The 13998-nt window shown below is 48.8% G+C and carries 13 protein-coding genes and 1 tRNA gene; 9 read left to right on the plus strand and 5 right to left on the minus strand.

Going from position 1 to position 13998, the window contains the following annotated elements; translation table 11 throughout:
• Positions 1-17 precede the first annotated feature (17 nt).
• From BP71_RS24665 to BP71_RS24675, 3 genes are read left to right on the plus strand one after another with little or no spacing between them, the layout of a single operon-like run.
• Positions 18-2180, plus strand: coding sequence for a xanthine dehydrogenase family protein molybdopterin-binding subunit (locus BP71_RS24665; protein WP_496384214.1), 2163 nt, complete (start codon positions 18-20; stop codon positions 2178-2180).
• Positions 2181-2187: 7 nt separating this feature from the next.
• Positions 2188-2529, plus strand: a complete 342-nt coding sequence (locus BP71_RS24670; RefSeq protein ID WP_496384216.1) for a TfoX/Sxy family protein — start codon at positions 2188-2190, stop codon at positions 2527-2529.
• Positions 2529-3017, plus strand: coding sequence for a YdeI/OmpD-associated family protein (locus tag BP71_RS24675; protein ID WP_496384218.1), 489 nt, complete (start codon positions 2529-2531; stop codon positions 3015-3017). Before BP71_RS24670 ends, BP71_RS24675 begins: the two co-directional genes overlap by 1 nt.
• Before the next feature lie 69 nt (positions 3018-3086).
• Here BP71_RS24675 and BP71_RS24680 read toward each other — a convergent pair whose 3' ends face one another.
• The 3 genes from BP71_RS24680 to BP71_RS24690 all read right to left on the minus strand — a co-directional run bounded on the left by BP71_RS24680 (position 3087) and on the right by BP71_RS24690 (position 6255).
• Complete coding sequence (locus tag BP71_RS24680; protein WP_496384220.1) at positions 3087-4649, minus strand: phosphatase PAP2 family protein; 1563 nt, start codon at positions 4647-4649, stop codon at positions 3087-3089.
• Between the two features lie 17 nt (positions 4650-4666).
• Positions 4667-5593 carry a hypothetical protein gene (locus BP71_RS24685; protein WP_496384222.1) on the minus strand — a complete coding sequence of 309 codons (927 nt, stop codon included), beginning with the start codon at positions 5591-5593 and terminating at the stop codon, positions 4667-4669.
• A gap of 116 nt (positions 5594-5709) precedes the next feature.
• Positions 5710-6255, minus strand: coding sequence for a hypothetical protein (locus tag BP71_RS24690; RefSeq protein WP_496384224.1), 546 nt, complete (start codon positions 6253-6255; stop codon positions 5710-5712).
• 225 nt (positions 6256-6480) lie between these two features.
• Between BP71_RS24690 and BP71_RS24695 the strand changes: the two genes are divergently transcribed.
• Together BP71_RS24695 and BP71_RS24700 are read left to right on the plus strand one after the other, a co-directional pair.
• The gene (locus BP71_RS24695) at positions 6481-6984 is read left to right on the plus strand and encodes a DUF6265 family protein (protein ID WP_496384226.1); all 504 of its coding nucleotides are present in this window, start codon (positions 6481-6483) and stop codon (positions 6982-6984) included.
• Between the two features lie 14 nt (positions 6985-6998).
• On the plus strand, positions 6999-7517 hold the full coding sequence (locus BP71_RS24700; RefSeq protein ID WP_496384228.1) for a DinB family protein: 519 nt from the start codon (positions 6999-7001) through the stop codon (positions 7515-7517).
• On the opposite strand, the gene BP71_RS24705 is transcribed toward BP71_RS24700, so the two are convergent.
• Both BP71_RS24705 and BP71_RS24710 read right to left on the minus strand, forming a co-directional pair.
• The gene (locus BP71_RS24705; RefSeq protein WP_496384230.1) at positions 7514-9529 is read right to left on the minus strand and encodes a thioredoxin domain-containing protein; all 2016 of its coding nucleotides are present in this window, start codon (positions 9527-9529) and stop codon (positions 7514-7516) included. The genes BP71_RS24700 and BP71_RS24705 overlap by 4 nt on opposite strands.
• A gap of 17 nt (positions 9530-9546) precedes the next feature.
• A complete protein-coding gene (locus tag BP71_RS24710) occupies positions 9547-11178 on the minus strand; it encodes a T9SS type A sorting domain-containing protein (RefSeq protein ID WP_496384232.1) in 1632 nt (543 codons plus the stop codon).
• 122 nt (positions 11179-11300) lie between these two features.
• On the opposite strand from BP71_RS24710, the gene BP71_RS24715 reads away from it, so the two are divergent.
• From BP71_RS24715 to BP71_RS24730, 4 genes are all read left to right on the plus strand, one after another.
• A complete protein-coding gene (locus tag BP71_RS24715) occupies positions 11301-11756 on the plus strand; it encodes a hypothetical protein (protein ID WP_496384234.1) in 456 nt (151 codons plus the stop codon).
• A gap of 80 nt (positions 11757-11836) precedes the next feature.
• Complete coding sequence (locus tag BP71_RS24720) at positions 11837-13150, plus strand: MFS transporter (RefSeq protein ID WP_496384236.1); 1314 nt, start codon at positions 11837-11839, stop codon at positions 13148-13150.
• 21 nt (positions 13151-13171) lie between these two features.
• Positions 13172-13249, plus strand: a tRNA-Val gene (locus BP71_RS24725).
• A gap of 112 nt (positions 13250-13361) precedes the next feature.
• Positions 13362-13931 carry an HD domain-containing protein gene (locus tag BP71_RS24730; RefSeq protein ID WP_496384238.1) on the plus strand — a complete coding sequence of 190 codons (570 nt, stop codon included), beginning with the start codon at positions 13362-13364 and terminating at the stop codon, positions 13929-13931.
• The last annotated feature ends 67 nt before the right edge of the window (positions 13932-13998 follow it).

A 13998-nucleotide genomic window follows, 5' to 3' on the forward strand; every position in this document is an offset into this window, starting at 1 on the left:
CTTAGCCTTAGAAGACATTGGAAAATATACAAACATCCCGCCGCGACTTTTTGAAAACCACAGGGCTTACAACACTGGGCCTGGCGGTCGGCATTTCAGGGTTCGGTAAGGGCGCTTCCGTTAAGAAGATAGCGCCGGCGGTTCTGAAACTGGAAATCAACCCATTCATTATCATCGATACGGCGGGTAATATCACGCTGGTCAACCCGCGCCCGGATATGGGGCAGGGATCGACCCAGGCGGTGCCGTCACTATTGGCAGAGGAGCTGGAAGTGAGCCTGGAAAAGGTGCTGATCGTGCAAAGCGACGGAAAAGGCAAATACGGCAGCCAGACGTCGGGCGGAAGCAGCTCGGTGCGTGAACTGTGGATGCCTATCCGTAAGGCGGGCGCCGCGGCGCGTGAAATGCTGACGAGCGCTGCAGCGAAAAAATGGAACTTGCCTGTTTCCGAATGTGTGGCGCAGGATGGCAAAATCTTGCACAAGGCGAGCGGAAAGAGCTTGACTTATGGCGAGCTGGCCGACGATGCCTCCAAGCTGGAAATTCCCAAGGAGCCCAAACTGAAAGACCCCAAAGACTTTAAAATTATCGGTAAATACAACAAACGCCTGGATGTGCCCGAACGGGTAACGGGAAAGGCAGTTTACGGCATTGATGTCGATATTCCGGGAATGGTGTATGCCAGCATTGTGCATTCACCGATGATCCACGGAAAAGTCGCGTCGATCGATGACTCCGAAACCAAGAAAGTAAAAGGTGTTTTGCAGGTCATCAAAACAGAGCGTACGATGCCACACCGTACTTCCGAAGCGGTAGCGGTGGTAGCCACCAACTGGTGGGCCGCGTTGAAGGGAAAAAAAGCCCTCAATGTCAAATGGGACAATGGAGACTATGCCAAAACGGTTGATACGGCCGGCTACTATGCGGCTACCTACGAGGCTGCTAAAAAGGAGGGTGTGAATTTTGAAGAGAAAGGCGATTTTGCTGCTAAATATGCCTCTGCGAAAGACAAACTGGAATCACATTACGAAACGCCCTTCCTCGCACACGCGCCAATCGAGCCCGAGAACGCGGTCGTACACGTGAAGGATGACGGCTCGGTGGAGATATGGGCGCCTGTGCAGGGGCCCGACTGGGCATTGCGCGACGTGTGCGCTTATCTGAAAGTGAAGCCTGAACAAGTGAAAATCAACGTGACGTTGCTGGGCGGCGCATTTGGAAGAAAGGCTTATCACGATTTCCTGCTGGAAGCGTGTCATATTTCAAGGGAATTGAAGAAACCTGTGAAGGTGATCTGGACCAGGGAAGACGACATCACGCAAGGCCCCTATCGTCCGGGTATGTTAAGTCATATGCAAGGTTTTGTTGAAGGTGGGAAGATCGCCGGGTTCCATCATCATGCCATCGGTGAATCCATTGTCGGGCAGGTATTCAAGGGTTTGAAAGACGACGAAGCCGATCCCTGGTTAAGCGAGGAAATCAGCACCGGAAATAGCAAGTACCAGTTTGGCACTGCGTCGAAAATCAGCTGGACAAATGTAAAAACCGACATTCCCGTAGTATGGTGGCGCTCGGTATATGCTTCCAACTTTGGCTGGGGACAGGAATGTTTTATCGATGAACTGGCGCACCTGACAAAAAAAGACCCTTTGAAAGCGCGGCTGGAAATCCTCCCCGACGAGCGTTTCCGGAAGGTATTGGAAACTTTGGCCCAAAAAGCCAATTGGGATGAGAAGCTGCCGGCTGGCAGCGGAAAAGGAATCGCCGTTTTTAAATCTTTCGGCAGCATTTCAGCCTGTTGCATTACGGTTTCCAAAAAGGATAGCGGAGTGAAAATCGACAAGGTAATTTCGGTGATCGATTGCGGTTACTATGTAAATCCCGACAACGTTAAGGCGCAGACGGAAGGTAACATTGTCATGGGTATTACCGCGGCAATCAAAGACGGCATTACGTTCACCAACGGCGTTTGCGACCAGAGCAATTACCATCAGTACAATATCATGCGCATGAACGAAACACCGCCGATGGAAATTCATCTGGTAGACAGTGGTTCGGTGCCAGGAGGGGTAGGGGAGCCGGGGCTTCCGCCCATTGCACCCGCCCTGGGCAATGCAATCTTTGCTGCTACCGGCAAACGTATCCGGAAACTTCCGTTTGATATCAACAATATCGTATAGCAGATTTATGGCTTATGATGAGCGTATAGCTAACCGCATCCGTGAGGCATTGGCCGGTCAGCCCCTGGTAGAGGAGAAAATCCTCTTCCAGGGGTTGGCTTTTATGGTCGACGACAAGCTCTGCATTTGTGTTCGGAATGACGTGCTGCTTTGCAGAATAGGGCCTGATGAATATGAGCCGGCGCTTGAAATGAATGGAGTTGAACCGATGATACACAACGGCAGGAACATGACGGGGTACGTTTTCGTAAATCCCGAGGGATATGCAACGCGTGAACAGTTTGATTCCTGGGTTCAAAAATGCCTGCATTTCAATAAAACCGCCAAATCATCTAAAAAAAAGAAGTAATGGAAATGCCTTTGGTGGACAAACAATATCAGCTCGAAAAGGCCCCGGGGAAAGGTGGATGGACGTATGTGATCATTTCTGAGGTCCCAAAAAATCAGCGAGCACGCTTTGGTATGGTGAAAGTGAAAGGGCAAATCGATGGTTACCCGCTCATGGGCTATCGGCTCATGCCCATGGGTACCGGCCAGCTGTTTCTGCCTGTGAAAGCCGAAATCAGAAAGAAGATCGGGAAAAAGGAAGGGGACTGGGTGCGTGTGGTGTTATATACAGACGACTCTGATCTGGAAGTGCCTGAGGAATTGATCGATTGCCTGCAAGATGAGCCCATAGCCTACGAAAACTTTATGAAACTCGCAGAAGGGGCCCGGAAAGAATTCCGCGATTGGGTATACAGCGCCAAAAAAGAAGAAACAAAGGTGGATCGCATTGCCCGAATGATCGATAGGCTGCTAAAAGGGCAGCGGTTGACCGGGAGTAAGCAGATTTGATTTGAGGAGTAAAGCAGCGGCCCGGTGTTTTCAATTCCCGGGCCGCTGCTTATATTAATGAGGTATGAATTATTCCGCCCCGTCCGTTTTGGCGCGCTGAACAGCGTAAGCGCCGATTTTATGTCCGGAGGATAATCCAGCTTCACAGTCGAACCGGTAATGGATCAAACCGTAGATCCGCGATACGGATGCTTCGGAAGCCATTTCGTCGACTTCTGCTTTATGGTCCGGGAAAATGTGCGCGAGTAATTCCGCCGCTGCGCCTGAGAATGTCGAATGCCCTGAGGTATAGGAGGGGAAGTTAGGCAAGCCAACCGAAGTCTTGATCTTTTTGCTCATCTGATTCGGACGTGGGTAGTAGTAAAAATACTTTACATCCCAGCAGCAGATACCGGCGTCTTGCAGCGTCGTGCCCAGCAGTGCCAATGTACGGGCAGTGCGAACTTCACTGAACTGTTTTTCGTGGCAGAGCTCTGCTCCTTTGCGGTGCCAGTGCCCGGGAGGGGTATAGCTCCCCACACCGTCTGACCAGAAACTGGCGATGCGTGCCTGTTCGCGGGTTTGATTTTTGGCGATTTCAAGCAATTCATCCATATCCTTTTTGAATGCGGGGCTGCCGATCACCGGCGGAGCTTCGGGCCGAAGGGTAACCACGGTCGCTGAATCAAAATTCCAGGGCTTCACAAAGCCATACGTTGGAAGCATCGGGGGCCTTGGAGGAAATTCCTGACTGACCCAAGGTTCTGTAACGCCCACTTTTCGCGCATTAGCGATCATCTCGGCGGTTTTGGCCTGGTTGTTGGCAGCTCCCATTTTATCGGCTCTGGCTCTGGCCATTATCTTGGCGCCAACCGCTTTACCGAGGTCCGAGCCGGCAGTGATGTCACTTTCTACATTCATACCGGCCCACATTCTGCTGTTTTTGTGTTCAGCAAGCTTCGTATCCAGGTAGGCCACTTCCCCCGGGAACATTGCTTTGAGAATAATACACGATACTTCTGCTACGACGGCGTCTTCGGACGGATAAGAAGGAAGATCACTTACAGGCAGCAGCGTCTTGATGGAGGAGTCGTTTTTGGAAGGTGCTTTCCGGTTGTATTTGAATTTGTAATTCCACGCACTCAAGAGCGCATCGTATTGGGCCACGCTCAGGTAAGCCATAGCGCGTGCCGCGTAAGGCGGATTGGCAAAGGGGAACTTGGGATCTTTTAGCGGATTGGCGGCGTCGGGCAGGGGATATTTCCCATCTGGAGTAGATGCGGGCGGGGTGTTGTATCGTGCCGAGAGTTCCCTTGCGATTTCATTCCAACGGTAAACGGCCCCAGCGCCCCAGTAATTCACCTGTTCGCGCTGTTGCGGTGTAATGGCATCGGCTGTTTCCTTTAGTTTTTTCAGCTCCGCTTTATAATAGTCGGTGGTAACCGCATTGGGTTCTGCCACGGCAATTTCACTGGATGAACCCAATACGTAAGTTTTCCAGGTACCCGCGGTTGGTTCCAGGCTCGACGGCGTATTGATACCTGCGGTAGGTTCGTCGACCGTTTTGGAGCAGGACCATAGCAGTGCCACGGACAATGTTGGTAATAGCAGGCGTGTAAATGCTTGGCGAACAGATATATATGTCATTTTCATCGTAGTCTTTTTCTGGATTAGTTTTTGGCTTCTTTGGTGTAACGGAATTGGTAAAGAACACCAATGGTGTAAGCGGTACTCTGACCGACATTCTGGCCGCTGATCACATGTGAAGCTCGCGCATTAACGCCGATGTTCTTGGGTTGGAATTTCGCATAGATTCCTACCATGGAAGACTTCATGTTGTTGGTCGGAAAAGGCATGTCGTTACGGCGGATATTGTCGCCACCATCACAAGCTCCGTGTTCAAAAAAAGCTTCGGCCTGTATGGCTTTTTTCAGGTAACCCAGTCTTGCCGAGGCATCGTACGCATTGGGTACGGATACCTTATTGGTGTTGTAAAGTTTGTCGTCGGCCTGGTAGGAGTCACGGTCGATCTTGATTTTGCTTCTGAAAATATAGCTGCCGGAAGCTGTCAGGTAAATGCCGCTTTTGTGCCGGTAGCTGGCAAGCAAACGTGCCGTTGCGGTTTTACACTGCAGGCCGATCGACATAGGCAGGAAATCGGGAATGTAGTCGGTAACAGGGATTGAAGCACCGGCAATTGCGTGCAGAGAGAGTCCTGATTTGTTCAAAAAGCGGTATTTGAGCCAACCGGAAGCATCCTGGAACCCTTTTTGCCATTTCAGGTTACCTGCGCTGGCCTGAGTCCAGATATAAGGAACTCCAACGATCAGATTCAGGTCTTTCACTATTCCCACGGCCAGCATCGGCATCACACTTTGGGTTGTATGTGTGCCGATATTAAGATTTTCTCTTTTAAGCGAATTTTCCCAGTACTGGTCCCATGAGCTGTGGGTATACGAAACGGCCAGGCAAGCAGTGCCCTTGGACATGTAAATGGCATCATTAGGCATTTGGGCAAATGCGGAGGGAAGGACGGCGGCCGACATCACTATTCCGGCAAGCAATAGCCATCCTCTTTTTAGTAAAGAATGTATCATAGGATATAAATTAATTAAATAGGTAAGAGTGAAACCGTGTGGGTATCAGCTGACAGACCAGTTACCAGACATGTGTCTGTTGTTGTAATGGCGGTTATACAATCCGGAAAGAGCAATCAGAGGTTTTCGGGAGGAGGCGAGGTAAGCAAGCTCTGGTAGGGCAGATAATGTGCTGCGGCGTAGGAATATTGGGCCAAAACAGGCTGATTTCGAATGCTTAGGGAAGAAAAATCAAATGTTTGCTGGCCGGAGACGTAGGTTTTCAGCAGATCTCCCAATAATTTGACTGCTTTTCCATAAGGGCTTTGAGGGCCATCACTTAGAGGATCATTCAGCACCTGCATGGCATTAGCCAGTTCAAAAAAATGGTCGCGGGCGGCCTGGTTAGACTGCAATGTGACATATAACGTATCATTTTGGTGCAGTATTTGCGTGGCGTTGTAGAACTGGTCATCCTGACGGATCAACCCTTTCATTTTCTCGGAGATTTCCAGATTTCCGGAATAGGGAAGAGAGGGAAGGTACATTTTCATGACCAGGTCACCGGTACCTTCGCCGGAAGCCGTCAGATAATCCTTTTCAAAGAAAAGAATGGCAAAGCTAAGCCCAAACGTATTGCAGAGCAGCAAAACCAGTAACCCTATCGACGCTATTCTTCTCAACTTTAGAGGATTTATAACCAAATGTAAGCATTTTAGGTACATATAAGCAAGCGTCCAATCATTTCGTCAACACGCTGAATTTGTGTGAAATAAAGTAACTTCTGGTTATTAATATTGGATAAATGGTTCATTTATTTGGATTTCAGTGGAATGCGTCCAGTTGTTATCGCTGAAAGACCCGGATTTTAGTATATTGACAAACCTATTCATCGAAACAGCTTGACTATGGCAACCTTTTCGACTCTCTTTGAAGTAATTACATCCGGGCTGGTAAATTTGCTTGTCCTGTGTTGTGCATTCTCGCAGGAGAGTGCGTTTACTCAGAAGGATTTTGAGAAATTGGCGCCCATTAGAGGAACTTGGTTCAATAAACGTACGAATGGAGACATTTACGAACAGTGGAATCGGAAAAGCCAAACGGAATTTTCAGGAATGAGCTACAAACTCACGGGTAAGGACACCTTGCCTTTGGAAAAGGTAAATCTGTATTTGAAAGGAAAAGAGATCGTTTACGCCCCGGTTGCTTTGGGGCAGAACGATGAAAAACAGGTATTGTTCAAGCTAAAATCCATCGATGGCAGCCGGTTTGTGTTTGAAAATCTGAAACATGATTTTCCGCAGCGCATCGTCTATGATTTCAAATCCGCCGACTCGCTTTACGCCTATATCGAGGGGAATGTGAAGTCACAGCCCAAGCGCGTCAACTATCCATATCGCAGAATACATTAATCATTTACTACACCATGAAAAGATCGGAAATCGTCCCGATGCCACCGTTTTTTGACCGCTATATCAATCTGGTCGAAGACATAGACATTTTGGAAGCATTTGAAAAGTACACGCCCGACGCCGTCTTTGCAGAAGCGGATAAACTTTCTGCGCTGGGCGACCGGGTTTATGCAGCGGACAAATGGACCGCAAAAGATATTTTACAGCACGTCATCGACAATGAAAGGATCATGTCCTACCGAGCTCTTCGGTTTTCAAGAAATGATAAAACACCGTTGCCGGGTTATGACGAGGAGATTATGGGTGCCAATACTTTGGCCGCTACCCGTACCATTGCCGATCTGATGGATGAGTTTCGCGAGCTGCGGCGGAGCACCGTTACCCTGTTCAAAAACATGGATCATGTGATGCTTTCCCGTTATGGTGTGGCAAATCAGACCCAGATTTCACCGCTTGCCCTGGGTTTTGTCATATTGGGACATCCGGTACATCATATGAATGTGATCCGGGAGCGGTATTTTCCGCTGCTTTAAACGCCGGCGAGTTGACTAAGCGCTTCCTCCACCTTGGTTACCGGCAGCTGACAGGTTTTGTCATAGCATACGTAAATCGCTGTTTTGGCATTGATATCCGTCCGGTTTTGAAGTAAAGGCAGAGTGGAGGAAGTAGTAGTTCCCATCACGATTTTATTAGGAACAAAAAAGCGGTCAAAGTCCTTTCTCATCTCGTCTGCGTCAGCACCTATAATGGCGATCTCGGCAGTGGGAGCAGCCCGCTGGCAATACAATGCGGCCCAATTGGTGACCCACTGGACATCCGCCAGCAGGAGTTTGGTCATTTTTGAGAGCATTTTGTCGGCAATCTCGATATAGTCGTCCCGGTCGAGTATTTTACCCAGCGTGTACAGATTTTGTGCCGCCATCGAATTGGAAGCCGGTATCACATTATCGAACAACTCCTTTTTGCGGGCGATCAGCGCTTCTCCGTAGGTGTCTGTGAAGTGGAAAAAACCTTCGGATTGGTCAAAGAAATTGGTGAGCGTGTAGTCGGCTAACTGCTGGGCTTTGTGCAGCCATTCTTCTTCAAATGTGATTTGATAAAGCCCCAGGTAACCTTCGATTACCGCTGTATAGTCTTCAAGGAAACCCGTGACGGTGGCGAGTCCGTTTTTAAAACTGTGTTTTAATTTGCTGCCCGATGTCATTTTCTCTGCAACGAAATGGCCTGTTGCCACAGCCAGATCGCGGATATGTTCATGACCCAACGCCCGGTAGCAGTCGGTGAGCCCTTTGATCAAAAGCCCGTTCCAGGAAGCGAGTATCTTGTCGTCCAGCCCGGGTCTGACTTTTTCACTGCGTTTGTGTGCAAGCTTGCGTAATGCCTGCTCATATTGCACTTCAAATTGCTCTGTGGGAATTCCGGCGGTACGTGCTGCCAGTAGCGGTGGCTCGGTCAGGTGCAGGTGATTGTAGCCGTGTTCCCAGTTTCCGTTTTTGGAAATGCGGTACAGCTTTGTAAACCAGCCAAAATCCTCGGCCAGCGTTTCTTTAAGCTCTTCCTCTGTCCATATATAAAACTTACCCTCGATTCCTTCACTATCCGCATCCAATGCCGAGTAGAATCCGCCATCGGGGCTTCGCATTTCACGATCGAGCCATTGGATTGTTTTTTCGATGCGGTCCGAGTAGAGGGGATTTCTGGTGAGCGCGTACGCTTCCGCATAAATGCTCAACAACTGCGCATTGTCGTAGAGCATTTTCTCGAAATGAGGAATAAACCAATCTTCGTCCACCGAATAGCGCGCCCAGCCACCGCCGACGTGATCGTATATCCCGCCTGATGCGATCCTGTTCAATGACAGTTCCAGATGCGCAAGCGCTTCCGGATTCTGGCTTACATCAAAATAACGTAGTAAAAACTTGTAAATGGACGGCATGGGGAATTTCGGAGCCCGGTCCATTCCCCCTTTTTGTGTATCGAAATTTCTTTGGAGCTGCTCGAACATCAGATCCAGGTCGGCTGTGTTGAACTGGACAGTGGTATTAACCAATCCATATTTCAGGCTTTCAGAAGCGACCATGTTCTGCACAAAGCCTTCTGCTGAGCCGACAAGCTCCTGGTAATGATTCTGAAAGGCCTGCTGAATGCTTTTCAGTAACTGAACCCAGTTTTGCGGGGGCAAATAGGTCACACCGTAGAACGGCTTGCAATCCGGCAGCAGAAAAACGTTCAGAGGCCAGCCTCCGCGCACGCCCATGGCCTGTACAGCATCCATGTAAACTGCGTCGACATCCGGACGCTCCTCCCGGTCTACCTTAATGCAGACGAAATACTCATTCATGACTGCGGCAATAGCTTCCTTTTCGAAGCATTCCCGTTCCATGACATGACACCAATGGCAGGCTGAATATCCGATGCTGACCAATATCGGTTTGTTTTCACTTTTTGCTTTCGCCAGTGCCTCGTCTCCCCAGGGATACCAATCCACAGGGTTATGGGCATGTTGAAGCAGATATGGGCTGGTTTGTTGACTAAGACGGTTCATGCGAATGGGGGCGAATGCTATTGCAGCACTACTACCTTTTTGATGATGGTTCTGTTATTGCCGGTAAAACGGGCAAAATATATGCCAGATGAAAGCCGGGGAAGAACAATAGTCGTCCTGGTTTCACCTGCAAATGATTTTATTTTTTGTTGCAATACGTTTTGTCCTTTGGTGTTCGTCAGCGTAAAATCGATCTCGTTGGCGCCGTGCACGCTGGTGAGCGAGACGTGGAGTTCCTGTCCCGCAGGATTCGGGTATACATTCACTGTCGATAGTGCTGGCTCGTTACCATTAACGGTGTCATTCAGGTCAAATTTGCATAAAAACACTTCCTTGCCTTTTAATGTAATGACTCTCGTCCAGTTTTGATATGATACGGTTACAGACGTTTCCACGTTGTCTGCCGCATATGGATTTTGCGCGGCGATCAGGATGTTGCTGCCCTTCACGACGCCCCGCCAGATGGGATTCTGCTGCTGCATATGGTCCCGTGCAGACTGCGGGATAACGAGCTGGTAGGTTCCCTCGAACATATCTTTGAAGGCAGATAGCCGGTAGAGCCCGTTGATAAAATGCTCATAAGGCGCATAGTTCTCCTGCCGGTCAGCAGAAAGAAAGGGATTTTCCCAAAGCCATAATCCTTTTGCTCCCGAGAAAAACGGAAAGATCGCCGTGGCTTCCGCCATAAATGACGTAATGAGCGGGATGTTGGGATCGTAGCTGTCATGTACCCGCATCCAGACAAACGGAATCACCGGTTTATTACTCCACGCCGTATTGGCTTCTATATTGAAGAGCAGATAAGAGAGATAGTCTTTGCCGATAGGATGGTCATAGCCATAATAATAATAAGGGGAAGGGGACAGGAAGTCCATGGCATTGTAAAAACTGCCCCCGATTTTTCCTGCGTTGTCCTGGGTAAGGTAATGCGTACGGGCGAGGTTGGTCGTCCAGTCCTGCCAGCTGTTGGAGGTGATATTAAGCCAGGTGTTGCGAATGGGAACATCGCTGTAACTGGTAATGGTAGATTTTACACCTTTTGCCCGGAGCCGGTTGACGGCCTCGGTGTACCACCAGCGGATATCTCTCTTGTAAGTGGCGATAAAATCCACATCGGACAGGTTCCGGTATTGCTGAGGGATCAGGTTGTTGGTTTTCAATGCAAGAATATCGCGGTCTTCCCGCTGCATGCGTTCGATGTCCAGGCAAAGGATGTCGGCATTGTTTACGGTCCCTGCATAGTTGTCCCAGTAGCTCCTGTAGGCAGCAGTATCATTTCCCCAGGGGCTGCGGAGCGTATTATCGGCCCAGGGCTGATTCCCGCTGGAAGTGGCTACTCCATACCACAATACGGCGCGATTGCCGGCATTCAGGGAGCCTGGCTCAGGACCGCTGTATGCGGCAATGTGGCTGAAACCATGTTTCAATGGCTGCGATTGCGTATCGCCGAACCGGGGCCCGCTGTATATAATCTTGAAAGGAAGGGAGAACTCCGGAAATTTGCCCCATTCTATGGTATTGTTGGTCTTGACCGGATTTAGCACATAATCGGGCTCGCAATTTTGGCTCCTGACTGGTATTGTGTAGAGCAGTAAGCCAAATAAAGCGGTGTAAAATGCCTTTGAATAGATGTTTGTATAGAAAGCCATAAGATTTGCACAGACAAATTCGTTACTTTTGCAATGTCGCCAATTTCACTTTTCCGGGAACTACGGGCGGCAATGTTAATAAATATGCAGGAAATTGCCTTGAAACGTAAAATACAATCAACATGAAAAGATTACTTCTATTTGTTCCGCTCTTGTTTTTATCGGTTCTGGTTTTTAGCTGCAAGGACAAAGATAAGGAGGAAACGCCGCAGCCGACAGAGAAGAGCAAAATACTGGTCAATTATCCATGGCGCATGTATTCTGTCACCGACTTATCTGGCAAGGAGATTCCTTCCAATCAGTTAAACGCCCAGACACAGGGAATTAAGCTGATGGATATCCAATTTCAGCAAAATGCCGTCGTAAAGGCGATTGACCAACGGTCCAGCCAGGTGATCAATGGGGGAACCTGGTATCTGATTGATGAAGAAGCCACGCTGGATATCAAGATTTCAGGTTTTTCAGGGGAGTTTGGTCTCCAGGAGCTTTCGAACAGTAAGATGAAACTGAAAAGCAAAATGCCGGTGAACGGGGTAGAGCAGGAGACTTTGATGGTCTTCCAGCCTGTCATCAAGTAACTGGTGGTGTGATACACGATTTGTTGGAAAAGCGGCGGAGAAGATCCGTCGCTTTTCTTATTTTGTACAAATTTTTATCAATGAAAAAGAATATCCCCTCCATTATCAATGCATGGTGTATGTACGATTGGGCCAACTCGGTTCATGCGTTGGTGATCGTTTCCAGTATCTTCCCGGTTTATTTCAGTGCCACGGCGCTCAGTGCATCGGGGACGCCGGAAATCGATTTTTTTGGCGTGCATATCAAAAGTTCGGTATTATTCTCCTATACGGTTTCTGTCTCTTTTCTGATTACAGCCCTGCTGGTGCCGCTGTGCACGGCCATCGCTGATTTTACAGGCAAGAAAAAGCGCTTTATGCAATTCTTCTGCTACACGGGTGCAATAAGCTGTATGCTACTTTATTTTTTTACCAAAGAGACGTTGACATCGGCCATATTCCTTTTCGGGCTGAGCCTGATCGGATGGAGTGGGAGCATTGTTTTCTACGATTCCTACCTGCCCGAAATTGCGACCGAGGACCGTTTTGACCAATACAGTGCACGGGGCTTTTCTTTGGGTTACCTGGGAAGCGTGCTGTTGCTGCTTTTCAACCTGAGCATGGTACTGGCACCGCAGTTTTATGGAATTACCCAAAAGTCGCTTCCTGCGAGGATTTCGTTTTTCACGGTCGGGCTTTGGTGGGTCCTGTTTGCTCAGATACCCTTCCATTACCTTCCGTCAGGAAAGGCAGAGAAGCACAAATCGGGCAACTGGGTATTCAATGGTTTTAAGGAGCTGCGTAAAGTATATGGACGCCTTCGGGAACAGCCCTATCTGGCCAAGTTCCTGAGCGCATTTTTCATCTACACGATGGGTTTGCGTACGGTCATGTATGTAGCGACCATTTTTGGCGCGAGCGAGTTGAAACTTCCCTCGCAAAGCCTGATCATAACCGTTCTGCTGATCCAGCTGGTAGGAATAGCCGGGTCGTACACTTTTGCCTGGCTTTCGGGGAAAATAGGAAATATCTATGCTTTAATGATCGGGGTGGCCATATGGATCGGGATATGCACGGGTGCATATTACACCACAGAGGCCATTGAATTTTACATGGTGGCATGCACCGTGGGTATGGTAATGGGAGGGATCCAGTCGCTGTCCAGGTCTACGTATTCCAAACTGATCCCAGAAAATATTACGGATACGGCTTCTTATTTCGCCTTTTATGATGTGACCGAAAAGCTGGCGATCGTGATCGGGACATTCATTTACGGTACTGTTGAGCACATTACAGGTAGTATGCGCAACAGTATCCTGGCGTTGCTGATTATATTCGTGGTAGGGTTAATGCTGTTGTATCGGATACCATCCCGGAAAGTTTACCGTTTTGAATTGGATCGTAACAAAAATTGATTTAATATCGCGGCACGAAAGAGGATGTTAGCTCAGCTGGTTCAGAGCGCCGCCTTGACAGGGCGGAGGTCAGCGGTTCGAACCCGCTACGTCCTACCACGATAATTTTAGCCTGCAAGCGGACGTTTGCAGGCTTTTCGTTTAATTGCATTTAGCTCCGGTGAGATACCCGGAATGGGAATTCTTGGTTTGACCTGTAATGATAAATGCAATGGAGCTCAGCGATCGTCAATGGAGGCTTTTTGATTTCGTTAAGGATATGCACGGAAATCAAAAGAGAAAGTACACAGGAGCACCATATTACACGCATTTGCTGAGCGTAGCAGACCTCGTCGAGCGATTTGTGAAAAATGGCTTTGAAACCGAAATCGCGCTATGCCATGATTTGATAGAGGATACCGCATGTTCATTGGCAGACCTTTCCTCCAAACTTATCGATCTCGGTTATGGCATCGATGAGGACGAAATAATTCTTTCGGGCGTCGATGATATGACCGACAAGTATACACATGAAAAATATCCTGCGTTGAACAGAGCTCAGCGTAAGGAGTTGGAAGGAGTACGGATTATCGGGTCCCGCCCCATTGCGCAGACGGTAAAATATGCTGATATCATGGATAATATCAGTTCGGTTGCTGAGCACGATCCCGGTTTTGCGAGGATTTATGCGCGTGAGATCGACGGATACATCTGGCAGACAGACAAAGGGAATCCGCAGCTTTACGCCGAATGCTGCCGCGTTCTGATGGGAATCAAAGAGAAACTCGGGCTGGATTCATGACCCAGAACCGACACACGAAAAAAGCCTGCCTCATCAAATGGGGCAGGCTTTTGCATATAAATTCGCT

It is taken from the genome of Dyadobacter ginsengisoli DSM 21015, from assembly GCF_059568735.1.

What these genes read in the sequence shown, in the direction of transcription:
- BP71_RS24675 (WP_496384218.1), top strand. Translation starts at nt 2,529, where the DNA reads ATGGAAATGCCTTTGGTGGACAAACAATATCAGCTCGAAAAGGCCCCG.
- BP71_RS24670 (WP_496384216.1), top strand. Translation starts at nt 2,188, where the DNA reads ATGGCTTATGATGAGCGTATAGCTAACCGCATCCGTGAGGCATTGGCC.
- BP71_RS24700 (WP_496384228.1), top strand. Translation starts at nt 6,999, where the DNA reads ATGAAAAGATCGGAAATCGTCCCGATGCCACCGTTTTTTGACCGCTAT.
- BP71_RS24705 (WP_496384230.1), bottom strand. Translation starts at nt 9,529, where the DNA reads ATGAACCGTCTTAGTCAACAAACCAGCCCATATCTGCTTCAACATGCC.
- BP71_RS24685 (WP_496384222.1), bottom strand. Translation starts at nt 5,593, where the DNA reads ATGATACATTCTTTACTAAAAAGAGGATGGCTATTGCTTGCCGGAATA.
- BP71_RS24730 (WP_496384238.1), top strand. Translation starts at nt 13,362, where the DNA reads ATGGAGCTCAGCGATCGTCAATGGAGGCTTTTTGATTTCGTTAAGGAT.
- BP71_RS24680 (WP_496384220.1), bottom strand. Translation starts at nt 4,649, where the DNA reads ATGAAAATGACATATATATCTGTTCGCCAAGCATTTACACGCCTGCTA.
- BP71_RS24720 (WP_496384236.1), top strand. Translation starts at nt 11,837, where the DNA reads ATGAAAAAGAATATCCCCTCCATTATCAATGCATGGTGTATGTACGAT.
- BP71_RS24695 (WP_496384226.1), top strand. Translation starts at nt 6,481, where the DNA reads ATGGCAACCTTTTCGACTCTCTTTGAAGTAATTACATCCGGGCTGGTA.
- BP71_RS24710 (WP_496384232.1), bottom strand. Translation starts at nt 11,178, where the DNA reads ATGGCTTTCTATACAAACATCTATTCAAAGGCATTTTACACCGCTTTA.
- BP71_RS24715 (WP_496384234.1), top strand. Translation starts at nt 11,301, where the DNA reads ATGAAAAGATTACTTCTATTTGTTCCGCTCTTGTTTTTATCGGTTCTG.